At 69.9% G+C, this 26,236-nt stretch carries 23 protein-coding genes; 15 read left to right on the forward strand and 8 right to left on the reverse strand.

The window, feature by feature from the left end; genetic code table 11:
• Positions 1 to 240: 240 nt before the first annotated feature.
• The 7 genes from OHA11_RS05490 to OHA11_RS05520 all read left to right on the forward strand — a co-directional run bounded on the left by OHA11_RS05490 (position 241) and on the right by OHA11_RS05520 (position 8,616).
• Entirely contained in the window at positions 241 to 1,119 is an 879-nt protein-coding gene (locus OHA11_RS05490; RefSeq protein WP_266492538.1) for a universal stress protein, read from the forward strand.
• A 103-nt stretch (positions 1,120 to 1,222) separates the two neighbouring features.
• Positions 1,223 to 2,698: a bifunctional aminoglycoside phosphotransferase/ATP-binding protein gene (locus OHA11_RS05495; RefSeq protein ID WP_266506973.1), complete on the forward strand. Its 1,476-nt coding sequence runs from the start codon at positions 1,223 to 1,225 to the stop codon at positions 2,696 to 2,698.
• A gap of 249 nt (positions 2,699 to 2,947) precedes the next feature.
• Positions 2,948 to 3,976: an alcohol dehydrogenase catalytic domain-containing protein gene (locus OHA11_RS05500; protein ID WP_266492540.1), complete on the forward strand. Its 1,029-nt coding sequence runs from the start codon at positions 2,948 to 2,950 to the stop codon at positions 3,974 to 3,976.
• 816 nt (positions 3,977 to 4,792) lie between these two features.
• Positions 4,793 to 6,022, forward strand: a complete 1,230-nt coding sequence (locus OHA11_RS05505; protein WP_266492543.1) for a PP2C family protein-serine/threonine phosphatase — start codon at positions 4,793 to 4,795, stop codon at positions 6,020 to 6,022.
• 403 nt (positions 6,023 to 6,425) lie between these two features.
• Positions 6,426 to 7,490 (forward strand): aromatic ring-hydroxylating dioxygenase subunit alpha, encoded by a 1,065-nt coding sequence (locus tag OHA11_RS05510; RefSeq protein ID WP_266492544.1) that lies wholly within the window; start codon positions 6,426 to 6,428, stop codon positions 7,488 to 7,490.
• Positions 7,487 to 7,675, forward strand: coding sequence for a hypothetical protein (locus tag OHA11_RS05515; protein ID WP_266492545.1), 189 nt, complete (start codon positions 7,487 to 7,489; stop codon positions 7,673 to 7,675). The genes OHA11_RS05510 and OHA11_RS05515 overlap by 4 nt, the downstream gene beginning before the upstream one ends.
• On the forward strand, positions 7,672 to 8,616 hold the full coding sequence (locus tag OHA11_RS05520) for a PDR/VanB family oxidoreductase (RefSeq protein ID WP_266492547.1): 945 nt from the start codon (positions 7,672 to 7,674) through the stop codon (positions 8,614 to 8,616). Before OHA11_RS05515 ends, OHA11_RS05520 begins: the two co-directional genes overlap by 4 nt.
• On the opposite strand, the gene OHA11_RS05525 is transcribed toward OHA11_RS05520, so the two are convergent.
• Positions 8,567 to 9,382: an IclR family transcriptional regulator C-terminal domain-containing protein gene (locus OHA11_RS05525; protein WP_266506975.1), complete on the reverse strand. Its 816-nt coding sequence runs from the start codon at positions 9,380 to 9,382 to the stop codon at positions 8,567 to 8,569. The two genes, OHA11_RS05520 and OHA11_RS05525, sit on opposite strands and share 50 nt — an antisense overlap.
• 184 nt (positions 9,383 to 9,566) lie before the next feature.
• Between OHA11_RS05525 and OHA11_RS05530 the strand changes: the two genes are divergently transcribed.
• From OHA11_RS05530 to OHA11_RS05545, 4 genes are read left to right on the forward strand one after another with little or no spacing between them, the layout of a single operon-like run.
• The gene (locus tag OHA11_RS05530) at positions 9,567 to 10,535 is read left to right on the forward strand and encodes an ABC transporter substrate-binding protein (protein ID WP_266492550.1); all 969 of its coding nucleotides are present in this window, start codon (positions 9,567 to 9,569) and stop codon (positions 10,533 to 10,535) included.
• Positions 10,532 to 11,305, forward strand: coding sequence for an ABC transporter permease (locus OHA11_RS05535; protein WP_266492553.1), 774 nt, complete (start codon positions 10,532 to 10,534; stop codon positions 11,303 to 11,305). Before OHA11_RS05530 ends, OHA11_RS05535 begins: the two co-directional genes overlap by 4 nt.
• On the forward strand, positions 11,302 to 12,081 hold the full coding sequence (locus OHA11_RS05540; protein ID WP_266492556.1) for an ABC transporter permease: 780 nt from the start codon (positions 11,302 to 11,304) through the stop codon (positions 12,079 to 12,081). The genes OHA11_RS05535 and OHA11_RS05540 overlap by 4 nt, the downstream gene beginning before the upstream one ends.
• The gene (locus OHA11_RS05545; RefSeq protein ID WP_266492558.1) at positions 12,078 to 12,938 is read left to right on the forward strand and encodes an ABC transporter ATP-binding protein; all 861 of its coding nucleotides are present in this window, start codon (positions 12,078 to 12,080) and stop codon (positions 12,936 to 12,938) included. Before OHA11_RS05540 ends, OHA11_RS05545 begins: the two co-directional genes overlap by 4 nt.
• Here OHA11_RS05545 and OHA11_RS05550 read toward each other — a convergent pair.
• From OHA11_RS05550 to OHA11_RS05580, 7 genes are all read right to left on the reverse strand, one after another.
• Positions 12,910 to 15,081 carry a discoidin domain-containing protein gene (locus OHA11_RS05550; protein WP_266492560.1) on the reverse strand — a complete coding sequence of 724 codons (2,172 nt, stop codon included), beginning with the start codon at positions 15,079 to 15,081 and terminating at the stop codon, positions 12,910 to 12,912. The genes OHA11_RS05545 and OHA11_RS05550 overlap by 29 nt on opposite strands.
• A gap of 80 nt (positions 15,082 to 15,161) precedes the next feature.
• Complete coding sequence (locus tag OHA11_RS05555; RefSeq protein WP_266492562.1) at positions 15,162 to 16,775, reverse strand: alpha-amylase family glycosyl hydrolase; 1,614 nt, start codon at positions 16,773 to 16,775, stop codon at positions 15,162 to 15,164.
• Positions 16,776 to 16,851: 76 nt separating this feature from the next.
• On the reverse strand, positions 16,852 to 17,733 hold the full coding sequence (locus OHA11_RS05560) for a carbohydrate ABC transporter permease (protein ID WP_266492565.1): 882 nt from the start codon (positions 17,731 to 17,733) through the stop codon (positions 16,852 to 16,854).
• On the reverse strand, positions 17,733 to 18,692 hold the full coding sequence (locus OHA11_RS05565; RefSeq protein WP_266492570.1) for a carbohydrate ABC transporter permease: 960 nt from the start codon (positions 18,690 to 18,692) through the stop codon (positions 17,733 to 17,735). Before OHA11_RS05565 ends, OHA11_RS05560 begins: the two co-directional genes overlap by 1 nt.
• 8 nt (positions 18,693 to 18,700) lie before the next feature.
• Positions 18,701 to 20,047 (reverse strand): ABC transporter substrate-binding protein, encoded by a 1,347-nt coding sequence (locus OHA11_RS05570; RefSeq protein WP_266492573.1) that lies wholly within the window; start codon positions 20,045 to 20,047, stop codon positions 18,701 to 18,703.
• A 173-nt stretch (positions 20,048 to 20,220) separates the two neighbouring features.
• The gene (locus OHA11_RS05575) at positions 20,221 to 21,216 is read right to left on the reverse strand and encodes a LacI family DNA-binding transcriptional regulator (protein WP_266492575.1); all 996 of its coding nucleotides are present in this window, start codon (positions 21,214 to 21,216) and stop codon (positions 20,221 to 20,223) included.
• 150 nt (positions 21,217 to 21,366) lie between these two features.
• On the reverse strand, positions 21,367 to 22,035 hold the full coding sequence (locus OHA11_RS05580) for a hypothetical protein (protein ID WP_266492577.1): 669 nt from the start codon (positions 22,033 to 22,035) through the stop codon (positions 21,367 to 21,369).
• Positions 22,036 to 22,329: 294 nt separating this feature from the next.
• On the opposite strand from OHA11_RS05580, the gene OHA11_RS05585 reads away from it, so the two are divergent.
• From OHA11_RS05585 to OHA11_RS05600, 4 genes are read left to right on the forward strand one after another with little or no spacing between them, the layout of a single operon-like run.
• Positions 22,330 to 22,989 carry a helix-turn-helix transcriptional regulator gene (locus OHA11_RS05585; RefSeq protein ID WP_266492579.1) on the forward strand — a complete coding sequence of 220 codons (660 nt, stop codon included), beginning with the start codon at positions 22,330 to 22,332 and terminating at the stop codon, positions 22,987 to 22,989.
• A gap of 31 nt (positions 22,990 to 23,020) precedes the next feature.
• Positions 23,021 to 23,551, forward strand: coding sequence for a toxin-antitoxin system, toxin component (locus OHA11_RS05590; protein WP_266492580.1), 531 nt, complete (start codon positions 23,021 to 23,023; stop codon positions 23,549 to 23,551).
• A 15-nt stretch (positions 23,552 to 23,566) separates the two neighbouring features.
• Positions 23,567 to 24,799 (forward strand): MAB_1171c family putative transporter, encoded by a 1,233-nt coding sequence (locus OHA11_RS05595; protein WP_266492582.1) that lies wholly within the window; start codon positions 23,567 to 23,569, stop codon positions 24,797 to 24,799.
• On the forward strand, positions 24,792 to 26,228 hold the full coding sequence (locus OHA11_RS05600) for an NAD(P)/FAD-dependent oxidoreductase (RefSeq protein WP_266492583.1): 1,437 nt from the start codon (positions 24,792 to 24,794) through the stop codon (positions 26,226 to 26,228). Before OHA11_RS05595 ends, OHA11_RS05600 begins: the two co-directional genes overlap by 8 nt.
• Positions 26,229 to 26,236: the final 8 nt, after the last annotated feature.

Consider the following 26,236-nt stretch of genomic DNA (forward strand, 5'->3'; position numbering starts at 1 on the left):
GCCGGACTTCACGCCGGTCGGTTGTCCGCCCTTCCGGGGACCACATGCGCCGCGAGGAGATCTGGGGTACTCCTCGATGGAGAAGCGCCGTGGTCAACGCGCCGACACAGATGCTCATGCGCTGCGCCGACCACGCCCACAGCCGGCCTGCACGGCCGCCGACACGCGGAGACCGTGGCAGTGCGGACAGCGGCCACACCCACCGTCCTTCCAGCTTCTTACGAAATGGAGGCAGTCGCCATGGAACGAGTCCTCACCGTGGGCCTCGACGGCTCCCCCGAGAGCCTCGCCGCTGCCCACTGGGCCGCAGAGGAAGCCGAGCGGCGCAGACTCACCCTGCGTCTGCTGCACGCATGGCCTCTGCTGGTGCCGGAACCGACCCACGTCCCGGCGGAAATGGACCAGAACTACTGGGCGAAACGGCTCGTGCACAACGCGCAGACAGAACTCCAGGCGGGCCACCCGGGCCTCACGGTCGTCGGCAACCTGGTCGCCGACGATGCCCAGGACGCACTGCTCCACGCGGCGTCGGAGTCCGAGATGCTCGTACTCGGCTCACGGGGCCTGACTCCTGTGGAGAGCTATTTCCTCGGTGACATCAGCATGCTCGTCGTGGCACACGCCGAGCGGCCCGTGGTCCTGGTGCGTGCGGACAAGCGCGCAGAACGGCCTTCGGCGCCGGAGCCAGGTTCGGCAGGCGGTGTGGTGGTGGGGCTGAAACTGCGCGACCCGTGCGACGACCTGCTCGAATTCGCCTTCACCACCGCCGCGGCCCGGGGTGTACCCCTCCGCGCCGTCCATGGCCTCAGCACGCCGCTCCACGCGTACACCCCATGGGGCGTGGATCACACTCTGACCCGGGAGATCATCCAAGACGCGCAGAAGCACCTGAACCAGGCCCTCCGCCCCTGGCGCGAGAAGTTTCCGGGCGTGGACGTGGCCGACACCGCCCGCCTCAACAGCCCCGCCAGGGCCGTCGTAGGAGCAGCCGAGGGCGCCGACCTGCTGGTCGTCGGCCGGCGCAAGCACCACCCCAACCTGGGACCACGCCTGGGCCCCGTGGCCCAGGCAGCCGTCCACCACGCGCGTTGCCCCGTCGCCGTCGTCCCTCATGACTGAGCCCAGCGGTCACGGGGAGCCAGGGGTGTCGGTGCAGCGGGCCGACGCCTCCGTGCTGCGGCTCGGTGCCGCTCGCGGGACTCCGCCGTCGACGCGCGCCGCGGTGCGCGAGACCCATACCGCGGTGGTCCTCTTCGTCGGGGACCGCGCCTACAAGCTCAAGAAGCCAGTGGACCTGACGTTCCTGGACTACACCACGGTGGCCGCCCGGCGGGCGGCGTGCGAACGGGAAGTCGCCCTCAACCGCCGTTTCGCCCCCGACGTCTACCTCGGCGTGGGCGAATTCAGCAGCCCGGACGCGGACGTGCCCGAACCCGTCGTGGTGATGCGCCGCATGCCCACTGAGCGCCGCCTCTCCCATCTCGTACGGGAAGGCTCGGCCGTCGACGACGCCCTGCGAGCCGTCGCCCGGCTGCTCGCCGCCCATCACGCGAGCGTGTCGCCCAGCCGGGAGGTGGACAAGCAGGGCACGCGCGATGCGCTGTCGTCACGATGGGAGGCGAGCTTCGCCCAGGTCCGCGAGCTGTCCGAGAACGGCACCGCGCCCGACGGCGTGGCGGAGACCGAGCGGCTGGTGCGCCGCTATCTCGCCGGCCGCGAGCCCTTGTTCGACGCGCGGATCGCGCAGAGGCGGGTGGTCGACGGCCACGGGGACCTGCTCGCCGACGACATCTTCTGTCTCGACGACGGCCCGCGTGTCCTGGACTGCCTGGAGTTCGACGACAGCCTTCGTTATGTCGACGGCCTCGACGACGCCGCCTTCCTGGCCATGGACCTGGAACAGCTCGGCGCACCGGAGTCCGCGGCGTTCTTCCTCGCCGAATACGGCGAGTACTCCGGCGACCCGGCACCGCCCTCCCTGCGTCACCACTACGTCGCCTACCGCGCGTTCGTCCGTGCCAAGGTCTCGCTGATCCAGGCCGGCCAGGGCACGCCCGGTGCGGAGACGACGGCACACCTGCTGATCACGACCGCCCTGCGCCACCTGCGTGCCTCCGCCGTCGGCCTGACGCTCGTCGGCGGTCTCCCGGGCAGCGGGAAGTCGACGCTCTCCGGCGCACTCGCCGACCGTCTGGGCGTCACACTGCTCAGCAGCGACCGCCTCCGCAAGGAACTGGCGGGCATACCGGCCGAGCAGTCGGCAGCCGCCGCCTATGGCGAGGGCCTGTACTCACCCGAATGGACCAACAAGACGTATGCGGCGCTGCTCGACCGCGCATCCGCCCTCCTGTCCCGCGGCGAGTCCGTCGTCCTGGACGCCTCCTGGTCCGACGCGGGACAGCGCGAAGCCGCCCTGGCCCTGGCCGAACGCACCCACGCCGACCTGGTGGCCCTGCACTGCCAGGTTCCGGACGGGACGACGGCCGCCCGCCTCGCCACCCGCGCCCCCGGCGCATCCGACGCCGACCTCGACGTGGCCACCGCGATGGCGGGCACGGAACCACCGTGGCCACAAGCCGTGAGGGTCGACACGAGCGGTTCCCTGGAGGCAGCGGTCGTCCAGGCGCTGGCAGCCATCCGCCCGCGCGCCACAAGCCGGGCCCCGGTCTTCCGCCGTCCCTACATGGAGCCGGGCTAGGTCGTGTCCGGCTCCCCTGAGGCAGTGGGGGAGCGTGCCAGGCGTCGCCGGGCAGGCGGGACATTGCGGGTGTGGGAGGCCGCCTCGGCACGCTGACGGACACGAGCGAGGCAGCCGTGTCGGACAGGTCCGCGTCCTGCAGCTGAGGAATCAGGAGTCCGGCAGATCCGGCAGTCCCCGCTTGCCCGGACCTCGTTCGAGAGTGACCGTGTAGGTGAGAGGGCCGCGTCAGCCAGGGAGTGGGGGACCATGCGAGCACTCGTCTACCACGGCCCCGGACAAGCCTCCTGGGACACGGTCACGGATCCGGCGATCGAGGACCCGACCGATGCGATCGTGCGCGTCGACTCCACCACCATTTGCGGCACTGACCTGCACATACTGCGCGGCGACCTGCCGGAGGTGAAGCCAGGGACGGTCCTCGGCCACGAGGCGGTCGGCGAGGTGATGGAAGTCGGCCGCGAGGTTCACTCCATCGCCCCGGGGGAGCAGGTGATCGTGTCGTCCGTCTCGGCCTGTGGCCACTGTCAGTTCTGCCGGGACAGCATGTTCGGACAATGCCGCGGCGGGGGCGGGTGGATCCTCGGTGATCTGGCCAACGGAACACAGGCCGAGTTCGTACGGGTGCCCTTCGCCGACTACTCCACCCAACGGCGGCCCGGCGCCCTGGCGCTCGATGACGCCGTCCTGCTCTCCGAAGTCCTCCCCACCGCCTACGAGGTCGGTGTGCGGAACGGACACGTGGGCCCGGGCGACACCGTCGTCGTGGTGGGCGCCGGTCCCGTAGGGCTTGCCGCCGTCCTCACCGCGCGGATCTACTCACCGCGCCGAATCATCGCGGTGGATCTGTCCCGGTCCCGGCTGGAGGCCGCCGGCCGATTTGGCGCCGACGCCGCCGAGTTGCCCGGACGGCTGATGGCCGATCTCGCGGATGGGCCAGGCGCCGACGTGGTCATCGAGGCCGCCGGGGATCCGGACAGCTTCGTCCTGTGCACACGGGTCGTACGCTCGGGCGGGCACATCGCCAACATCGGTATGCACGGCAAGTCGGCCACGCTGCACCTCGAGGCACTATGGCGCAAGAACGTGACGATCAGCACCGGCCAGGTGGACACCTCCTCCACGCCTTGGCTGCTCGATCTGGTGACGTCCGGGCGCCTGCACATCTCCCGGCTCGTCACCCACACTTTCGGCCTCGGCCGGATGGAGGACGCCTACGAGGTCTTCTCGCACGGCACCGAGACCGGCGCCCTCAAGGTCGTACTGCACCGCGAATAGAGAGCCCGGGCCGAGATCAGCCGTGCCCCGGCCCCGCGTTGTCGGGGGCCTGTCGACCCTTCCGCCTGGACCGTTCGGGCCTACTGCTCGCCGGTGGACCGTGATGCCATGGAAGTGAGCCGAGGGCAACACATCAGACGCGGCGGAGCGGAGAGAAACCGCGCACCGCGCAATCCGGGTCCGCGAGAAGCGGGCGGCCCTCGGCTCCCCGACTGCCGAAAGGCCGCTGCGGTCGGTCGAACCGGCGGGCCCACGGTCCAAGAGCCCTCAGCCGCCGGGGTCCTGCCCTTCAGATCCGCAGCGGGGCAGGTGGAGGATTGCCGTACGGCGGGCCCTCCTCGACTCGTGCGCGACTGATCCACGGCCCAGGGCCCGACCCGACCTACCGGAGCGTTCTCGTTGACCGCGGGAGAATTCGGTGTCGAGGCACAGTCGCCGACCGGTGAAGGCTGCTTCGTCACCTTCGACGACGTCCACTTCACCCGTGAGCACCTGTGCGAAACCGCGGGGCGGCTCGTAGCGCAAGACCCGGCGAGCGCGCTTGCACAGAACACGAGAAGACCGCCAAGCATCAGTACTGTCACCGCATTCATCGCAACTCCCGCGCGTGAACCCGATGTGGGCCCCGGAGGGTATCGGGAGGCGGTCTCGCCGTGTGCCCGGGCGCAGGTGGGGAAGTCGCCGGCGCGGGTCTCGCGGCTCATGTCGGCGATACGAAGCTGCCGGGCCACGGAGGGAGCAGTGCCCGGGCCCCGTGAGGTGTTCGCTCCTATCGTGGAACGGCACAGTGACCTTCGACGTCGAGGCAGGCAGGACATGAGGGAACCGCAGATCGACTACGCGGCTGTCTTCCAGGCCCTGCCCGGCATGGTGGCGCTGCTCACCCCCGACCTGGTGTACGCCGACGCCAACGACGACTTCCTACGGCTCGCCGGACGCACCCGCGAACAGTTGCTGGGCCGCTACATCTTCGACGTCTTCCCCGAAAACCCGAACGACCCGGCCGCGGCCGGCATGCGGGAAACCCGCGCGTCGATGCTGCGGGTGGCGGCCACCGGCGAACGCGACACCATGGCCCTGCTCCGCTACGACATCGAGGACCCCCAGCGCCCCGGCCACTGGCAGGAACACTATTGGAGCCCGGTCAACGCACCCGTCTGCGGACCCGACGGCCAGGTCGTGCTGCTTGTGCACCGGGTGGAGGAGGTCACCGAACTCATCCGCGCCCGCGGCGGCCCGGGCCGCGACAGCCGGGCCCGCGTGCTGGAGGCCGAGCTCTACACCCGATCCCGCGAGCTGCAGGAGGTCAACGAACGGCTACGCACGGCGCACGCCCACGAACGCGAGGTCGCCCTGGCCCTGCAGGAGGCGATGCTGCCCGCCCCCAGACCCGTCGGACACCACCGGGCGGCCGTGCGCTACCAGCCCGCCATCGGCTCCCTGAATGTGTGCGGCGACTGGTACGACCTGGTCGACCTGCCCGGCGAATGCCTCGCGGTCGCCGTAGGCGACGTCGTCGGCCACGGCCTCGCCGCCGCCTGTGCCATGGGACAGCTGCGCAGCGCCCTGAGCGCGGCCTGCCGTGTCGCCGCCGGGCCGGCCCGGGCCCTGGACGCCCTGGGCCTGTACGCCCGCTACGTCGAGGGCGCCGAGTCGACCACCGTGGTGACCACGTTCATCGACTGGGACGACCACACCATCACCTACAGCTGCGCCGGCCATCCTCCGCCGGCCCTGCTCCACCCCGACGGCACGGTGATCTTCCTCGATCAGGCCACCGACCCGCCGCTCGGTGCCCGGCCGGAACACGTGCCCCGCCCCCAGGCCCGCACACCCTTCACCAAGGGCGCCACCCTTGTCCTGTACACCGACGGGCTGATCGAACGCCGTAGCGAGGACATCGACACCGGCCTGGGCCGCCTCGCCGACTCCCTTACCCACCACCGGCAATCCGACCCCGAGGCTCTGGCCGATGCCCTCCTGACCGACCTTCTTCCCCCCACCGGCAACACCGACGACACCGCCCTGATCGTCATCCGCCTGTGACCCGTCCCCGGCCAGTCGGCGACGGGGCACAGGCGGGAGCGTCGTCGCGCAGGCCTGACGCCATTGCGAGGGCGCGAAACCCCGGGCGGCCAACTGTGCGGCGTTCCGCCGGGCGGCTTCGACCAATGACTGCGGCAAGAGCCAGTTCTCCACAGAGTGGCCCTGAACCACCTCACGGGCGATCTTCACATCCGGGCACTTGTCCACTCATCCCGCCAAGGCCTCGGACAGGATCCGGCGCCGCTCCTCAGGCCCCGCCGCTTCGTCACCGAAGGACACGACGAGCCGCCGCCCTCTGAACAGGCGCTTTCCATCCATCCTTCCGTGAGACGGAAGCACTCTTGCGCCCCTGTGGAGCCCGTCACGACGATGTCGCCACCACCCAAAGACGGGAGCCGCACACATGCCTCACACAACCGCCTTCGCCAGGAACCAGTGGTACGTCGCCGCCTACACCCACGAGGTGGGGCGGGAGTTGCTCGGTCGGACGATTCTCGGTGAGCCGCTCGTCTTCTATCGCACCGAGGACGACGGGAGGGCCGTCGCGCTGGCCGACCGCTGTGTCCACCGCCGCTTTCCGCTGTCGGAGAGCGGCCTCGACGGCGACAGGATCGTGTGCGGCTACCACGGCTTCACGTACGACACGACGGGCGCCTGTGTGTACGTGCCGGGGCAGAAACGCATCCCGCGCACCGCCCGTGTCGCCGCGTACCCGGTCGTCGAGCAGGACTCGTTCGTCTGGGTCTGGATCGGCGACCCGGGCCTCGCGGACCCCCAGACGATCCCGCGCGCCCGGCACATGGACTCCCCCGACTGGACCACGGTCCGCGGCATGGAGCCGATCGACGCCGACTACGGCCTGCTCGTCGACAACCTCCTCGACCTTTCGCACGAGACGTATCTGCACGGGGGCTACATCGGTACCCCCGAGGTCGCCGAGACGCCGATCACCACCGAGGTCGACGAGGGCGCGGGCATCGTCCGGGTGAGCCGTCACATGGCCGACGCCGAGTGCCCGTCGTTCTACGCCCGTTCGACCGGCATCGAGGGCCGGATCACCCGCTGGCAGGACATCGAGTACCACGCCCCCTGTCTCTATCTGCTGCACAGCCGTATCGCCCCGGTGGGCGTCGTGCCCGAGGAGGACGGCAGCGATCCGAACGGCTTCCACACCGAGATCACGTACGCGATCACGCCGTCGTCGGACGGCAAGGTGTACGACTTCTGGGCGGTCTCGCGCGACTGGGCGACGGGCGACGACGAGGTCACCGAGTTCCTGCGGACGAACAACCACACGGTCGTCATGCAGGACGTCGACGCGCTCAACCTGCTGCAGCGGACGCTGGGCACGGAGCGGACCGGCTACCAGGAGCTGAGCATCAACATCGACACCGGTGGTCTGGCCGCCCGCCGTATCCTCGCCCGGCTGGTCGAGCAGGGCGAGAAGCCCATGGAGAAGGTCCAGTGACGACGCCGACCGGCGAGATCTACCGTATCGACTGGCTGCCGGGCACCGATGTCCTGCACGGCACCTGTCACTGCGGGGCCGAGCACACCGCCGAGGACCCGATCGAGATGTGGGAGTGGATGCTCGCCCACCCCGAGGGACACGCCCAGCAGATCCCGCACACCTCCCAAGGAAACGGCTCATGACCTCGTACGAAGTCGAACTCGTCGTCGTGCGGCGGGACTTGGCCGCCGACGGCGTGCTCGCCCTCACCCTCCGCCATCCGCTGGGCGAGGAGCTGCCGGTCTGGGAACCGGGCGCCCACATCGACGTGATCCTGGGCCCGGACCTGGAGCGGCAGTACTCCCTGTGCGGCGATCCGGCCGACCGGCACGCGTGGCGTGTCGCGGTTCTGCGGGAACCCGACGGGCGGGGTGGATCCTCGTACGTGCACGGGCAGTTGGCGGTGGGCGGCAAGGTCCGCGTGCGCGGCCCGCGCAACCACTTCGCCCTCCAGCCGTCGCCCCGCTACCGCTTCGTGGCGGGCGGCATCGGCATCACCCCGCTCCTGCCGATGCTCGCCGCGGCCGAGGCGGCGGGCGCCGAATGGACACTGCTGTACGGCGGTCGTACGCGTAACTCCATGGCCTTCACCGGGGAGTTGGCGCGGTACGGGGACAAGGTGCGGGTCGCCCCGCAGGACGAGAGCGGGCTGCTCGACCTCGCCTCCGTGCTCGGCACCCCGCAGCCCGACACCCTCGTCTACTGCTGCGGTCCCGGTGTGCTGCTCGACGCGGTGGAGGAGCGGTGCGCGGTGTGGCCGAAGGGCTCACTGCACGTCGAGCGCTTCCAGCCCAAGGCCCAGGAGGCGGGCGCGGACACGGAGTTCGAGGTGGTTCTGGAGCGCTCGGGCCGCACGCTCACCGTCCCCGCGGACGTCTCCGTGCTCGACACCGTACGGGCCGCGGGTGTCGAGGTGCTCTTCTCCTGTACCGAGGGCACCTGTGGGACCTGCGAGACGGATGTCCTCGAAGGCACCCCGGACCACCGGGACTCGGTGCTCACGGACGAGGAGCGCGAGACCGGCGAGACCATGCTCATCTGTGTGTCCCGGTGCCGTGGAAAGCGGCTCGTCCTCGACCTGTGACGCGCAGATCCGCCTCGATGCGGGCGACCGTGGCCAGCAGGTGCGGCAGCAGGTCACGGCGTACGGAGTCGACGGAGTTGCGGCTGGCGTGTACGGGGATGTTGACCGCCGCCACCACCTCGCCGTCCCGGTCGCGCACCGGGACGGCGACCGAGCGCAGCCCCTCCTCCAGCTCCTGGTCGACGATCGCGTACCCCTGACGGCGGACCCGGCGCAGTTCGGTGCGCAGCAGGTCGGGCGAGGCGATCGTGCGGGTCGTCAGGGCGGGCAGGTCCGCGCGGGCGAGCCGGGAGTCGATCTCCTCGTCGGGCAGCTGTGCGAGCAACACCCGCCCCACGGAGGTGACTTGGGCCGGGAATCGGGTGCCGACCGTGATCGTCGCGGTCATGATGCGGTGCGTGGTCACCCGTGCCACGTACACGATGTCGTCGCCGTCGAGGACGCACAGGGAGGACGACTCCCTCACCTGCGCGACGAGTTGCTCCAAATGCGGCTCGGCGATCTCCGGCAGGGTGAAACTGGACAGGTACGAGTAGCCGAGTTCGAGGACCCGCGGGGTCAGCCGGAACATCCGCCCGTCGGTCTGTACGTATCCCAGGTCGAAGAGCGTCAGCAGGAAGCGGCGGGCCGCCGCGCGGGTGAGGCCGGTGAGCCGCGCCACCTCACTGAGCGTCAGTTCCGGGTGGTCGGCGTCGAAGGCACGGATGACCGCGAGGCCGCGTCCGAAGGAGCGGACGAAGTGCGGTTCGCGGGCTCCAGCAGGCATCATCGCCTCCACGGGACGCACGGGGGTGCGCTCTGCGCACTTTAAGAGCACGCTTCTGTCAACGTCCTTGTGTGTCAAGAGCATTGACCCGTTCGCGGTGAGGTTCTACGTTCCCGCTGAGCACTTCTGTGCGGTCTGCGCACAGCCCGTCGAAGAACTGTCCCAGTGGTCCAGAGGGGGAGTCATGCGTCGTCTGCTCATCGGCCTCGCGGCCGGCGCCGTGTTCGTCGCCGCGACGGCCTGCGGTTCGTCCGACTCCGCCGGGTCGGACGACGACAAGGCATCCGGCGGCACCACCACGATCAAGGCCGGCGTCATCCCCATCATCGACGTCGCCCCGCTCTACCTGGGCCAGTCGAAGGGCTTCTACAGCAAGCGCGGCCTCAAGCTGTCCCTGACGAGCGCGCAGGGCGGCGCGGCGCTCGTGCCCGGTGTCGTCTCCGGCCAGTTCGACTTCGGCTTCAGCAACATGACGTCCCTGCTGGTCGCCCAGTCCAAGAACATGCCGGTCAAGGCCGTGGTGAACGGTGCCGCGTCCACCGGCGAGGAGGGCGCCGACTTCGCGGGGCTCGCCGTGAAGAAGGGCAGCCCCCTCAAGTCCGCCAAGGACGTGGAAGGCAAGAAGGTCGCGGTCAACACGCTCAACAACATCTGTGACACCTCGGTCAGGGAGTCGGTCCGCAAGGACGGCGGTGATCCGTCCAAGGTCGAGTTCGTGGAGATGCCCTTCGACCAGATGCCCGCCGGGCTCGCGAACGGCCAGGTGGACGCCGCGTGTGTCGTGGAACCCGCGCTCGCCACCATCAAGTCCCAGGGCGGCACGACCATCGCGTCGCTCTGGGTCGACGTGGCGCCCGACCTCACCGTGGCCATGTACTTCACCTCCCAGCAGTACGCCCAGAAGAACCCGGAGACGTTGAAGAAGTTCCAGGAGGCGACCGCCGAGTCCCTCAAGTACGCCGACAGCCACCCGGACGAGGTCCGCGAGATCATCACCACGTACACGAAGATCCCGAAGGACCTGCTGGAGACGCTCACCCTGCCCCAGTGGCCCGCGGAACCGAACCGCGCCTCCATCGAGCGGCTGTCCGAACTGGGCGTGCAGGACGGCCTGTTCGACAAGGCCCCGGACCTGGACAAGCTGCTGCCGTGAGGGGCACCAATGCCCTCCTGGGCGCGGCCGGGCTCGCGGTCTTCCTCGCCCTCGGCGAGGCGGTGCCGCGGCTCGGCCTCGTCAAGGACGAGTACTTCCCGCCGACCAGCCGCATCGCCGACGCGCTGGCGACAGAGCTTGCCGACGAGGCGTTCTGGACCGCGCTCGGGGACACGCTCACCGGCTGGGCGCTCGGGCTCACGATCGCGGTAACCGCCGGAATCCTGGCGGGAGTTCTGATCTCGGTCACGCCCTACCTCCGTGCGGCCACGGCCTCGACGATCGAGTTCCTGCGCCCGATCCCCTCGGTCGCCCTGATCCCGCTCGCGGTGCTGCTGTTCGGCACCGATCTGCGCTCGGTCCTGCTCCTCGTCGTCTATGCGTCCTTCTGGCAGGTGCTGATCCAGGTCATGTACGGCGTCCGGGACGTCGACCCGGTCGCCGAGGAGACGGCCCGCTCGTACGGCCTCGGCACCTGGGCGCGGATCCGGCACGTGCTCTGGCCCTCGGCCCTCCCGTACGTCATGACGGGCGTGCGGCTGGCTGCCACGGTGGCGCTGATCCTCGCCGTGACCGCCGAACTCGTCATCGGGGCACCGGGGTTGGGGGCCCGGATCGCCGTCGCCCAGACCTCGCAGGCAGTGCCGGAGATGTACGCGCTGGTGGTGGTCACCGGGCTGCTCGGGCTGCTGATCAACGTGGGCGCGCGGACGGTCGAGCGGCGGGCGCTGTCCTGGCACCAGTCCGTGCGCGGGGAGGTGGCGGTGTGAAGGGTCTGCTGCCGCGCCTGTCCGTCGCCGTCGCGCTGCCCGCGCTGCTGGTCGCGCTCTGGTGGCTCGCCTCGGACGACAACACCGACATCTACTGGCCGTCGCTGCGCACGATCCTCACCACGTTCCCGGACGTGTGGACGGGCGAGCGGTGGCGCGACGACGTGCTGCCGAGTCTGCTGCGGCTGAGCGCCGGGTACGCGTGCGCGGCCGTCGCGGGCGTGGCACTGGGCACGGTCATCGGCTCGTACCGCAGGGTGCGGGCCGTGTGCGAGCCGGTGCTCGAGTTCCTGCGCGCGGTGCCGCCGCCCGTGCTCGTGCCGGTCATCATGCTGTTCGCGGGCATCGGGGACACAATGAAGATCGCCGTCATCGCGAGCGGCTGCGTCTGGCCGATCCTGCTCAACACCGTGGAGGGCGTCCGGGCGGTCGACTCCGTGATGTCGGAGACGGCCCGCTCGTACGACATCACCGGGGTCGCCCGGCTGCGGCACGTGGTGCTGCCCTCGGCGAGTCCGCAGATCTTCGCGGGGCTGCGGCAGGCCCTGTCCATCGGCATCATCCTGATGGTCATCAGCGAGATGTTCGCCGCGAGCAACGGGCTCGGCTTCACCGTCGTCCAGTTCCAGCGCGGCTTCGCCATCCCCGAGATGTGGACGGGGATCCTGCTGCTCGGGCTGCTCGGTTTTGTTCTGTCGGTTGTCTTCCGGCTGGTCGAGCGGCGGGTGCTCGGCTGGTACCACGGCCTGCGTGATGTGTCCCGGCGGTCGTCATGAACCTCTCGAACGTGAACCTTGCGAAAGGGCGCTCCATGCTCGACGTACGCGGCCTCAGGAAGGTCTACGAGGGGTCGGGCCGCCGGGTGGAGGCGGTGCGCGATCTCACCTTCACGGTCGAGGCCGGCGAACTGGTGTGTCTCGTCGGTCCGTCGGGCTGCGGCAAGACGACGCTGCTGAAGTGCGTGGGCGGACTGCTGACGCCGACGGCGGGTGTCGTGCTCCTCGGAGGTGAGCGCGTGACCGGGCCGCCGCCCGGGATGGCCGTCGTCTTCCAGGAGTACGGGCGCAGTCTCTTCCCCTGGATGCGGGTCCGGGAGAACGTCGAACTCCCCCTCAAGCAGAAGAAGTTGCCGAACGCGCGGCGCCGCGAACTCGTTGCCGACGCCCTGGAGTCGGTCGGTCTCACCGACGCGGCGGGCGCGTACCCGTGGCAGCTGTCGGGCGGCATGCAGCAGCGGGTGGCGATCGCCCGCGCGCTCGCGTACGAGCCCGATGTGCTGCTCATGGACGAGCCGTTCGCGGCGGTGGACGCGCAGACCCGCGCCGAACTGGAGGATCTGGTCCGCGGGTTGTGGCGGCAGCGGGGCATCACGATCCTCTTCGTGACGCACGACATCGACGAGGCGGTGTACCTCGGCGAGCGGGTGCTGGTGCTGTCCTCCTCCCCGACCGTCGTCCAGGAGCAGCTGAAGGTCGATCTCCCGGCCGAGCGCGACCAGTTGCACACCCGGGTGGCCCCGCGCTTCGCCGAGCTGCGGACCCATGTGTACGAGCAGATCCAGGCGGCGAAGCACGGGGCACCGGTCGACCGGGTGGTGAAGGACCTCAGTTCAGATACGCCTCCACCTCACTGAACTGCCCTGCGGGCCAACCAGTGTTGGCGGTGACGGCGAGCCGCAGATAGCGGGGCTTGGCACCGTCCGGCAGGGTGATGGTCACGGTGTTCCCGGTGGCCGGGTCGAACCGATGGCCCTGCGACGCGACCAGGGTCGAGTACGCGGATCCGTCGGTACTGCCCTGCACGGAGAGGGTCTGGGTCCGTGCCTGCCAGGCGGCGAGCGGCGGCAGTTTGAGCACGAGCCTGCGGACGGACTCCGGGGCGCCGAGGTCGACCGTCCAGGCCTGCGGGAAGGCGTTGTTGGCCGACTCCCAGTACGTGAGCGCGTCACCGTCGGCCGCCTTGCCGGGCGTGTAGACGTCCGTCGAGCCGGTCGCCGTGGCCGGGCGGCCCTTGACGAGGTTGCGCGTCGGGTCGGGGTCCGGGTTCCCCGAGCCCGGCTGCGGCCAGGTCGAGCAGTCCGACCAGGTGCTGTCCCAGCCGGAGTTGCCGCCGCCGTTGGTGAGCGTGAAGGTGCCCGAGCCGGTCGGGTAGGGGCAGTTGTAGACGCCGGCCGCGCCGACGCCGGTGGCCTGGACGTTGCTGAACTTGGCCGCGCCCTGTGTCTCGGCCTGGACGACGACCGTGCCCGCCTTGTTCACCGTCGCCCCGTCCACGGTGACGTTCTTGGCCGCGAACCCGCGCCCGCCGCCCGAGACGAACTCGAAGGCGCTGTACGGGCTGTCGGTGATTGTCGTCCCGGTGATGTTCACCGTCGCCTCGATGGCGCTGTCGTACGAGTCGACGCGCAACGCGCCCATCGGATGCTGCCAGTTGGGGTTCATCGCGCCCGTACGGACGAGCGTGTTGCCGGAGACGGTGATGGTTCCGGCGAGCGGGTGGAAGGGGTCCAGGAACTTCTGGTTGGAGATCGCGATCCCGCTGCCGAGGGCGTTGGTGTCGGCGACCAGGTTGTTCCTGACGGCGATGTCGGTGCCGCCGTAGATCGCGATGCCGTTGGCGAGGTTCGGCTGGGAGATGGTGTTGTTCTCGAAGCTGCTGTTGGTGTCGGGCGAGTAGAGCGACCACATGGCGAGCGCGTCGTCGCCCGTGTTGCGCAGGAAGTTGTTGCGGACGCGGACCCCGCGGGCGTTGCCGTTGAGGTTGAGGCCGTCGGCGGTCATGTCGAGGAAGCGGCTGTTCTCGACGACAAGGTTGTCGTTGTTGCCGGTCAGCCAGAGACCGACCTTGAGGTGCTGGAGCCACATGCCGGACACCGAACTGCCGGTCCCCAGCGAGCCGTTGACGAAGTTGTCCGGGTTGGAGTCGACTCGCTCGGTGACCTCCCCGATGACGGCGAAGTCCTTGAGGTGCACTCCGCCCGAGGAACTGGTCTGGTCGATGAAGCGGGAGGTCCGCACGACGGAGTACCAGCTGCCCGCGCCCTGGATCGTGACGTTCGCGACCCCGTTGAGGGAGGACGTGACCCGGAAGTCGCCCGGCGGGATCCACACCACTCCGCCCTGCGCGGCGGCGATGGCGTCCCGGAAGGCCTGGGTGGAGTCGCCCTGGCCGCTGGGGTCGGCGCCCTTGTCGGTGACGGACACCGCTCCGGCGGGTTTGGCCGCCGCGCCCGCCACCTGCTCGAAGTCGGCTACGTCGACGGTCACTTGGGTGGACACGGCCTCGAAGGCGACCTTGTCGCCCGGCTGCACGGTCTGCCCGAGCAGCAGGCGCGTGTTGTCGAAGAGGTGGTGCGTCTTGGAGCCCTGGATCCAGGACGTGTCGACGTACGAGTACTTGGAGGTGACGGCGAGCGACTTCGCCAGCTTCTGGCCGTTGACGTACACGGCGAGGGTGCCCGACTGGCCGTCCGGGACGCTGTAGGCGACGTTCACCGCGTTCGCGGTCCGGGGCGCCGTGAACTCGACGCGTTGTCCCGCGGCGAGTCGTACGGCCTGGCGGCCGGAGGCCTCCGAGGCGTGGGTGCCCTGGGTGTAGTCGGGGCCGATCTTCGTGCCGGTGGTGGTCGCGGACTCGGCCTCGACCGAGGTGAGGGGGAGGTCGGCGCCGACGGCCGCGGCGGCGGCGTGGGTGGTGGGGACGGTGGCGGTCAGCAGGCCGGCCGCGAGGGCGACCGCCACGGCTGCCGCCGCCGGGGCGGAGGCCCTGAATGACATGAGCCTGACATATCTTGAGCGAGAGCTGTGCATGTGCTGATCCCTTCGTGGTGGGGGTACGGGGATAGCGGAATGCGGTCTCAGGAGTCGGTGCGCAGCCAGGCCGCGGTGTCCTTCGGGAGGAGTCCTTCCGGGGTCAAGGGGCCACTGCTGAGCAGGAGTTGGATGTGCGCGGGGAGTTCGGCCGGCGTGTCCGCGAGGTTCACGAGGCACACCGGACCGCCCTCGCGGGCGAAGGCGAGGACGCCGTCGGGTGCGGGCAGCCAGGTGAGGGGTCCGTCGCCGAACTCCGGCCGGATCCTCAGCGCGGCCCGGTAGAGCGAGAGCATCGAGCCCGGGTCCTCGGCCTGGAGATCGGCGGCGTACGCGCGCCAGCCCTCCGGTTGCGGCAGCCAGGGCTCCTCCTGCGACCCGAAGCCCGCGTACGGGGCCGACGCCACCCACGGCAGCGGCACCCTGCACCCGTCGCGTCCCGGGTCGACGCCGCCCGACCTGGAGTGCATCGGGTCCTGGATGCGCTCGCGCGGTATCTCCGCCTCGGGCAGGCCGAGTTCCTCACCCTGGTAGAGGTAGACGGCACCCGGCAGGGCGAGCGACAGGAGCGCGGCGGCGCGGGCCCGCCGCGTACCGAGGACCAGGTCGGTCGGCGTGCCGAAGGCCTTCGTGGCGAAGGCGAAGGCGGTGTCCGCGCGGCCGTAGCGGGTGACCGTGCGGGTCACATCGTGGTTGCAGAGCACCCAGGTCGCGGGCGCGCCCACCGGTGCGTGCTCGGCGAGGGTCTCGTCGATCGACGTACGCAGGCGTCCGGCGTCCCAAGGGCAGGACAGGAAGGAGAAGTTGAAGGCGGTGTGCAGTTCGTCGGGGCGGAGGTAGCGGGCGAAGCGTTCGGAGTCGGGGAGCCAGACCTCGCCGACGAAGATGCCGCCGTACTCGTCGGCCACGGCACGCCAGGAGCGGTAGATGTCGTGGAGTTCGTCGCGGTCGACGAAGGGGTGCGGGTCCTCGCCCTCGACGAAGTCCGGCAGGTCCGGGTCCTTGGCGAGCAGGGCCGCCGAGTCGATGCGTACGCCCGCGACGCCCCGCTCGAACCAGAAGCGCAGGACGTCCTCGTGCTCCTGACGGACCGCGGGGTGCGCCCAGTTGAGGTCGGGCTGCTCGGGGGTGAACAGGTGGAGGTACCAGTCGCCGTCGGGCAGCCGCGTCCAGACGGGTTCGGCGGAGCCCGCGAACTGGGACGGCCAGTCGTTGGGCGGGATTTCACCGTGTTCGCCGCGTCCCGGGCGGAAGTGGAAGAGCTCGCGCTCCGGGCTGCCGGGGCCGGCCGCGAGCGCCGCCCGGAACCACGGATGCTGGTCGGAGACGTGGTTGGGGACGATGTCGACGAGGGTGCGGATGTCCAGCTCCCGTGCCTCGGAGATGAGTTTCTCCGCCTCGGCGAGGGTGCCGAAGGCCGGGTCGACGGCCCGGTAGTCGGTGACGTCGTAGCCGCCGTCCGCCATCGGGGACGGGTACCAGGGGTTGAACCACAGGGCGTTCGCACCGAGTTCGGCGAGGTGGGGCAGTTTGGCTCGGACGCCCGCGAGGTCTCCGGTGCCGTCGCCGTCGCCGTCCGCGAAGCTGCGTACGTACACCTGGTAGATGACGGCGCTGCGCCACCACTGGTCGTCGGTGCGGGCAGGGGAAGGCTGTCCCACGGTGCCTGCCTTTCGTCTGTCGAGCCTGCTGTGGAGGGGGCGTCGGCCCTTGGTGGTGGTCGGCCCTTGCTGGTGGTCAGCCCTTCGTGCTGCCCGCGCTGATCCCGGCGATGATGTGCCGCTGGAACACCAGGAACATGGCGACCATCGGGATGCTGGCGATCACCATCGCGGCGATGAGCACGGTCAGCTGGATGTTCTGGGACAGCTGGACGAGTGCCACGCTGATGGGCTGTTTGTCGGTGTCGGAGAAGACCATCAACGGCCAGAGGAAGTCCTGCCAGACCGCGACGAGCGCGAAGATCGAGACGACTCCCAGGACCGGCCGTGACATCGGGAGCACGATCGACCAGAGCGTCCGCAGCCGTCCCGCGCCGTCGATCTCGGCGGCCTCCAGTACGTCGCGCGGGAGTTGGTCGAAGAACCGTTTGAGGAGGTAGAGGTTAAAGGCGTTGGCCACGGCGGGCAGCCAGATGCCGAGCGGGTCGTTCAGCAGACTGGTGTGGATCAGCGGCAGGTCGGCGACCGTCAGGTACTTCGGTACGACCAGCGCCTGCGCCGGGACCATCAGCGTGGCGAGGATGCCGCCGAGGATCACCTTGCCGAAGGCGGGCTTCAGCTTGGACAGGGCGTATGCGGCGGCCGTGCAGAACACGAGTTGCAGGATCCAGGCGCCCGTTGCCTGAACCACCGTGTTCCACAGGTGGGTCGGCAGCTGCATCAGGTCCCAGGCATCGGTGTAGCCACTGAGGTGCCACTGGTCCGGGACGAGGGTCGGGGGTGTACGCGTCACCTCGTCCGGCGACTTCATGGCGCCGGTCGCCATCCAGTAGACCGGGAAGAGGAAGGCGAGCGTGAAGAGGAGGACCACGCCGGTGAAGACGGTCCAGTAGAGAACCTTGCCGCGCGGCCGGGCGAGTGTGAGCGGTGAGACCAGTGTCCGTGTGGTGCTGCTCATCAGGCCTCCTCTCCGGAGCGGGTGAGCCGCAGGTACGCCGCCGAGAAGGCGCTGAGCAGAAGGAGCAGCATGACGCTGAGGGCGCAGGCTCCGCCGAAGTCGTTGTAGAGGAACGCGTACTTATAGATCAGGTAGAGGACGGTGACCGTGGCGTTCTCCGGTCCGCCGCCCGTGATCACGAACGGCTCGGTGAACACCTGCATGGTGGCGATGATCTGAAGGAGCATCAGCATGAGGATGACGAAGCGGGTCTGAGGGATCGTCACATGCCGGATGCGCTGCCAGAGGTTCGCGCCGTCCAGTTCGGCCGCCTCGTAGAGCTCGCCGGGGATGCTCTGGAGTGCGGCCAGATAGATGAGGACCGTGCCGCCGAGATTCGCCCAAGTGGCCACGAGCACCAGGGAGATGAGAGCCGTGTCGGCGCCGTTGGACCAGTTCGAGGTGGGCAGGTTCAGGAAGCGCAGCGCCTCGTTGGCGAGGCCGGCGCCGGGATCGTAGAACCACTTCCAGAGCAGGGCACTGACCACCGGCGGGATCATCACCGGCAGGTACACCACGACTCTGAAGAAGGCCTTCGCGTGCCGGAGTTCGTTGAGGACGAGGGCCAGCGCGAAGGGCACGGCGAAGCCGATGAGCAGGGCGAGCAGCGTGAAGGTGAGCGTGTTGCGCCAGGCCGCGGCGAACTCAGGGTCCTGGAAGACGCGGGTGAAGTTGGCGGTGCCGACCCACTCCGGTTCCGCACCCGGGGTGTACTTCTGGAAGGCGATCACGACCGCGCGGATCGCCGGGTACCAGGAGAAGAGGGCGAAGCAGAGCAGTCCGCCGAGGAGGAAGGCGTACGCGCCGGACTGGTCGGCGAGGCGGCGGCGCAACGGACGCCCGCCGGGGCCGGGTCGCGGCGCCGCCACCGGCCGTACAGCCGTCGGTGGCGGCGCCGCGGGCTGGGACGCTGTCTTCATGGCGGGTGTCAGCCGCGCGCGAGGATGGCGTCGATCTTTCCGGAGGCGTCGCTCAGCAGCTTGTCGATGTCCGCATCCTTCTTGGTGAGGACCGCGGAGACGGCGCTGTCGAGGACGGAGTAGATCTGCTGGGCCTGGGGCGGCTCGATCTTCATCTCCAGGCTCTGGTTGCCGTCGAGGAAGGACTGGTAGTTCTCCACCGGGACGTTGGCGTTGGCCTTCTTGACCTGCTGGTCCTTGGCGTCGGCCGCGCCGCTGAACAGCCGGGGCTCCGGCAGGCCCACCGGGGCGTCGTTCTTCTTGGCGCGGGCGTAGTCGCCGAGGAAGCCGTCACCGGGCGTGAGGAACATGTGGTCGAGCCACTGGAGGCCGGCCTTGATCTGCTCGGGCGTGGCCTTCTTGTTGAACATGTAGCCGTCGCCGCCGATGAGCGTGCCCTTGCCACCCGGCATGGGAGCCAGGGCCAGGTCCTTGTAGTTGCCGCCCTTCTCCTTCACCAGGATCGGGATGTTGTCGGGGGCGGAGAGGTACATGCCGAGCTTGCCCGAACCCATCATCTGCTGGACGTCGTTGATGACCAGCAGCTGCTTGCTGCCCATGGAGTTGTCGGTCCAGCGCATGTCCTTGAGGTTCTGCAATACGGCCTTGCCCTCGGGGGTGTCGATGGTGGCCTTCTTGCCGTCCTCGCCGACGACGTCGCCGCCCTGCGAGTAGAGCTCGGCGGTGAAGTGCCAGCCGCCCTGGTTCTGCGCGCTGTAGTCGGCGTATCCGACGGTGCCCTTGCCGAGGGCGGCTATCTTCTTGGCGGCGGCGCGCAACTCCTCCCAGGTGGCCGGGGGTTGGTCGGGGTCGAGACCGGCCTCCTCGAAGAGCTTCTTGTTGTAGATCAGGCCCATGGAGTAGCCGGTGCGCGGGACGCCGTAGATCTTGCCGTCGACGGTGTAGATGTCGCGCAGCTGCTGCTGGATGGTGTCGTAGCTCTTGAGGTCCTTGACGTAACTCGTGATGTCGGCGGCCTGGTTGACGTCGACGACGTGCTTGGCATCGGTGAAGTACGTGTAGAAGACGTCCTCCATCTGGCCGCCGGCGAGCTTGGCGTCGAAGGTTTTCGGGTCCTGGCAGGGGAACGCGTCGTGCGGGACGACGTCGATGTCCGGGTTCCGCTTTTCGAACGCCTTGATGTCGGCCTCGAAGAACGACCGGTCGACCTTGGCGCTCTTCGGCGGCATGCAGTTGACGGTGATGCGGGTCTTGCCGCCGGCGGTGTCGTCGTCATCGGATCCGCCGCAGGCACTGAGCGCCAGTGAGCAGGCGATGAGGGTGATGCAGGTGCGACGGAACCCGGTGCTTCTCATCGGTGGACCCCTCTGGGCAGGAGCGTGGAAGGCCCACGGCAGCCCGCTGGGAGCGCGCGTCGCCGTGTCTGGCGTCGCACACTCAAGCACCGGCGACTTTTGATCGCAAGATGTCGTGCAGGGTCTGTAATTATTTGACAGTGAAGTGGATCTCGACGGCAACTGAGGAGGCGTCAGGGGCGCGGGGCCTGCCCGGTCGACCCACGGACCACCAACTCGGGCTCGAACAGCAGCTCTTCGATCGGCACGCTGCCGCCGCCGATCTGCGCGTTCAGCAGTTCCACCGCCGCCCTCCCCATGGCCTCGATGGGCTGGCGGACCGTGGTCAGCGGGGGCTCGGTGCAGTTCATGAACGCCGAGTCGTCGTAGCCCACGACGGAGACCTGCGACGGCACGGCGAGTCCCTTGCGGCGCGCGGCCCGTACGGCGCCGAGGGCGAGCGGGTCACTCGCGCAGATGAATCCGGTGACACCCCGGTCGAGCAGCCGGGTGGCCGCGGCCTGACCGCCTTCGAGGGAGAAGATCGCCCGGGCGACATGCTCGTCCGGGAGGTCGCCCAGGACTCGCGCCGCGGCTAGCTTGCGGCTCGAAGGGACGTGGTCGCCGGGGCCGAGCACGAGCCCGATGCGCTCGTGTCCGAGGGAGGTGAGGTGCCGCCAGGCCTGCTCCACCGCCACCCCGTCGTCACAGGAGACCCCGGGGAAGCCCATGTCTTCGATGGCCGCGTTCACCAGGACCACCGGGATGTTCCGGTCCGCGAGCCGCCGGTAGTGCTCGTGCGGCGCGTCGGCCTGCGCGTAGAGACCGCCCGCGAACACCACGCCGGAGACCTGTTGTTGGAGCAGCAGGTCGACGTAGTCCGCCTCGGAGACGCCGCCCTTGGTCTGGGTGCACAGCACGGGCGTCAGACCGGACTGGGCGAGCGCGCCGCCGATCACCTCGGCGAACGCCGGGAAGATCGGGTTCTGCAGCTCGGGCAGGACGAGACCCACCAACCGGGCGCGTTCGCCGCGCAGTTGCGTGGGCCGCTCGTAGCCGAGGACGTCGAGCGCGGAGAGCACTGCCTGCCGGGTGGTGTCGGAGACTCCGGGCTTGCCGTTGAGCACCCGGCTGACCGTGGCCTCGCTGACCCCGACCTTCTTCGCCACCTGAGCAAGTCGTCGCGTCATGAGCGCAAGAATAGCGCAAGGTATGCAAATGGCTTGCGTAATGACGTAAGCCGCCTCGCGTGGCCTGCGACGCCTGGACTGACAGCTCCTCAATCCAGAGTGCTACGCATGAAGCAAGGAAGGCTACGCGCCGGCCGTCCTCGGCAACCTCTACGCCTCGACCGCCGGCACCACGCTGAGGTAACTCGCCGTGCGGCGCGTACCGCCGGGCCGGCGCGCCGGTGCCGGGCGGCGGGCCTCGCGCAGGACCAGTGTGAGCCGCGTATAGCCCATGTCCTGGAGGTTCTTGGGGGTCTCGCCGACGATCCGGCAGTCCGTACGGCCCCAGCGCGGGTCGGGGTGCAGCAGGGGCCGCACCGCGCCGTCGTGCTCGACGGCGTCCGGGCCGACCGAGCGGATCCAGTGCGGCAGGCCGTGCCGGTAGGCGGCGTCCATGATCGGGTCCTGGGCGATGTCCCGGAGGATCGACTGGAGTCCGTGGTCGTGGCCGTGCCGTTCGACGGCGGCGGCGAAGTGCGCCAGCATCGGCAGGCACCAGCTCGACTCGTGCTCGCCCAGGACCGTGCCCGCGTCCGGATGAAACAGGACGAACCGGAGGAAGTTGTCCCACGGCATAGCGGTGGGATGCGGGCCGACGCCACGGAAAAGTGTCTCGAACGCACCGTTCGCCAGGACGACGTCCCAGCGGTGGTCGACGACGACGGACGGGAAGGAGACGCCCTCCAGGAGCGCGGCGTAATCCTGGAGATAGGCCTGGGCCTCAAGACTCTCGGGGGCGGGTCGCGGCTGCGACCGGGGCCCTCCTGCCTGGTATGCCATCGGGAGGTCCACCCCTCTTGCCTATGCGGCCTTCACGCGGCTTCGTGATCCTGCTACCCACGCCCGAGTGGTGTCAACTATCGTGGCATTTGACGCCCGTTGACGGCTGAATCCCGCCACAGTTGTGGCGAGACCTGGATACGAGTTCGAACAAAGGGCTACTCTCCGGTCTTCGGGCGGTTCACGCTGCACTTCCGGAACTCCCACAAGGGCTTCACGTCCGAGGTCGTGTGCGGACACGACCTAGGGGTCCGGTTCCACCAGAGCGGTCGACAACACGTAGGAGAAGTGTCGGTGACGGATGGCTTCGAGGTTCCGGGCGCCACGGCGACGGGTCTGCTGCCGGCCGTCGTGGCCCGAGTCACCGGGCTGGCCGACCGGCTCGGCGCGCCGCGCGACGAGGTGTTCGACGTCCGGCGGCTGTCCGCGGCGTCCGGTGTCCCCGAGGTCGTGGTCCGGTCCCTGCTGAACGGGTGGGCCGCGGGCGAGCCGGATCTCCAGGCCCGTTTCCTGCAACGCCTCGACCTGCTGCGCCGCACCCGGCTGAAACCGGGCGGCCGCCGGTACACCCAGCAGGAGATCGCCGACGGCGCCGGGATGTCGCGCCAGCAGGCGGGCGCCCTCATCAACGGCGACCGGCGCCCCACGATGGAGCACTGCGACGCCATCCAGCGGTTCTTCGGGGTGCACGCCGGATTCCTCACCGCCGAGGACCCCGAGGCGCTCGCGGGCGCCCTCCAGCGCATCGAGCAGGAACTGCTCCAGCGGCTCGCCGACCGGGAGCGCGAACCGGTCCTGGCGATCGTCGAGGACCCGTTGGAGCGGCTGCTGCAGGACCACGGGGTCCGCGGTATCGCCTGGCGGGCCGCGCAGCTGCCCACCGACCAGCACCGGGACAAGGTAGCGGAGTGGCTGGACATGCTCCTGGAGAGCGTCAAGCGGCCCGAGTCGTGATCCGGGGGATTCTGTGAGCATAGGAAAGGAAATGCGCCGTCTGTGCGGCGAGTTGGTCGACGAGCTCTCCCTGCCGGCACCGGCGGAGCCCACCGACCTGTACGCCGCGCTGTGCGACGGCATGAGCAGACGGCGCGGGCGCCCGGTGCAGTTCCGTACGGCCGCGTTCCCGCCGGGCACCGCCAGCGGGCTCTGGCTCGACATGGCGGACCAGGACCTCGTGGTCGTCGAGGAACGCACCGCGCCCGACCACCAGTTGGTGATCCTCGGTCATGAGCTGTGGCACATGAACGCCGGGCACTGCAGCCACCACGTGGAAGGCGCGGCCGTCGCCGCCCGCCTGCTGTCGGACGACGCCGACCTGCAGGCGACGGTCCTGAAGGTGGCGGCACGCACCCGGTCGGACCTGGCCGACGAGAAGGACGCCGAGAGCTTCGGGTTGCTGCTGGCGAGCAAGTGCCGGGGGTGGCTGGCCGGTTCGGCGCTGCGCGGCCCCGTCCGGCGTGACGGTCTGGCCGGGCGGATCGAGGCTTCTCTGGGCTATCGCGGGCCGCAGAGCTGAGAGCACCGGCACACCATGGACGGGTCCAGCTACTACATTCCGGCTGTCGCGATGGCGGCCGCCCTCATGGTCAAGGCGCCCTCGCTGTCGCGGTCCTGGCGCGATCCGCTGCTGCGCTCCGTGTGCACGCTGATGGCGCTGGTCGGGCTCGTGTTCCTCTTCGCGGCCCCGCCGACCATCGCCGAGGTCAACGACGCCATCGGGATCACGAACGTCTCGGCGCCGCTGGTCTACTGCCTGCTGAGCGCCTTCAGCGCCGCCTGTCTCGTGCTGATCGTCAACTGGCGGGGTGGACCGCCCGAGGCGACGCGCCGTCTGTCGCGCCGCTGGATCATCGGATACAGCGTCGTGATCGTGGCGCTGGTGGTGCTGTTCGCCCTCGGTGACACGCCGGTGGAGCGGCTGGTGGACTTCGACACGTACTACGCCAACGAGCCGTTCGTCCGCGAGATGATCGTGCTCTACCTCGCGGCACTGACCGTCGCGGGCGTCGCGATGAGCGTGATGTGCGGACGCTGGGCACTCCAGGTGCAGGGGTGGCTTCGGGCCGGTCTGCTGATCATCGTGGCCGGCTATCTGTTCAACCTCGCCTATATGGCCGCCAAGATCACCGCCGTGATCGCCCGCTGGAACGGCGCGAACCTCGACTACCTCAGTTCCGTCGCGGCGCCCGTACTCGCCTCCGCCGGAGTACAGATCAGCGCGGTCGGATTCTGTTTTCCACTGGCCTGCCAGCGGGTCGGTGACGCCTGGTCCACGTGGTCGACGTACCGCCGTCTCGGCCCGCTGTGGCACGAGCTGAAGCCGGTCTCGCCGCACGCGGCCCAGGGGGTACGCATGTCCTGGTGGTCCCCGGCCGAACTCCAGGTCACCCAGCGGGAGTCGGACATCCACGACGGCATGCTCAGTCTGTATCCCTACTTCGACGCCGAGGTGCGTGCGAACGCGTACGCCGCGGCGCTCGCGACGGGCTCCGATCCCGTCCAGGCACAGGCCGAGGCCGACGCGGCGATGGTGACGGCGGCGGTCCGGGCCCGGTCCGCCGATCCGGAAGGCAGGGGCATCGACTCTGCGGAGGCCGCCGATTCCCCGGCGTCCGGGCCGTCGCCCGCCACCGCCTCTCCGTTCATGTCCGCCGAGGGACCACGCGACCTCGTGCGGATGTCCATCGCCCTGCGTCAGTCCCCCGTCGTCGCGGCCGCCCGAGGGCGGTACGCGACCAGGTCAGAGAGCGACTTCCATGAGTGAACCCGCTAGCCCACCGCCGGGAACGGCTCCCAGACGTGCCGTCGTCATCGGCGGCGGGATGGCCGGCATGCTGGCCGCCGCCGCGCTGAGCGCGTACGCCGACGTCACCGTCGTCGAGCGCGATGTGCTGCCGGACGGGCCGGATCCGCGCAAGGGGCTCCCCCAGGCACGTCACGTCCACGTCCTGTGGTCCGGCGGTGCCCGTGCGATGGAGGACCTGCTGCCCGGTGTCATCGACGGGTGGCTCGCCGCCGGTGCCCGGCGCATCTCACTGCCGACGGGTCTGGTCTCCCTGCAGCCCCGGGGCTGGTTCCGGCGGTGGCCCGAGATGCAGTTCATGATCGCCTGCAGTCGTGACCTCCTCGACTGGGTGGTACGGGAGAGGGTCGCGCGCGGCGCCCGCGTCACCGTGCTGCCACGCACCGAACTGCTCCGCCTGGAGGGCGACGCACGGCGCGTGACCGGTGTGCGGGTCCGAACGGCGGGCGGCGAGGAGACGGTCCTGGAGGCCGATCTGGTCGTGGACGCCTCCGGGCGCGGTTCGCGGGCGACCAAGTGGCTCGACACGCTGGGCGTTCCCGCCGCGCCGATGGAGGAGGTCGACTCCGGGCTCGCGTCCGCCAGTCGGGTCTTCCGGGCGCCTGCGGGCACCGAGGACCACCCCGTGGTGACCGTACAGCCGGACGCGCGGCAGCCCGTTCCCGGGCAGACGACGACCATCGTGCCGATCGAGGGCGGCCGCTGGCTGGTGACCCTTTCGGGCACCCGCGGCGGCCAGCCCACCGACTCCGCCGAGGCGTTCGAGGCGTTCGCCCGTGGCGTCCGGCATCCGGTCGTGGGCGAGCTCATCGCCCACGCCGAGCCCCTGTCGGACATCGTCGTCACCCGCAGCACCGTGAACCGCCGCTACCTGTTCGAGAAGGTCGGCGACTGGCCCGAGGGCTTCGTCGTGATCGGCGACGCGGTCGCCACGTACAACCCGGTGTACGGGCACGGGCTCTCGGTGGCCGCGCAGGGCGCCGTGGCACTGCGCGAGCACGTGTCCGAGTACGGGATCGCCACGCCGGGGCTGGCCCGGCGCGTGCAGCGTGCCGTGGCCCGGCCGGTCGCCACCGCCTGGAACCTGGCCACCGGCACCGACATCCGCTACCCCGGCTCGATCGGCGAGCAGCCGGGCCTCACGGACAAGCTCCTGGGCCGCTACATCGACCGCCTCCTGCTCACGGCGACCGCCCGCCCCCTGGTCACCCAGGCCTTCTTCGACGTGGTCACGCTGTCCAAGCCCCTGTCGGCCCTGGTCGATCCGGCCGTCCTCCTCGCGGTGCTCCGGGGCCCCCGCCGAACGCCCGTCAGCGATCCGCCGCTGTCGGACGAGGAGCGGGACGCGGTGCTCGGCGCACCGGAGCCGTCGGGGGCACGGGAAGGCTGACCTGGCTC

The organism is Streptomyces sp. NBC_00878 (genome assembly GCF_026341515.1).
In the GTDB taxonomy this organism is placed as follows: Bacteria; Actinomycetota; Actinomycetes; order Streptomycetales; family Streptomycetaceae; genus Streptomyces.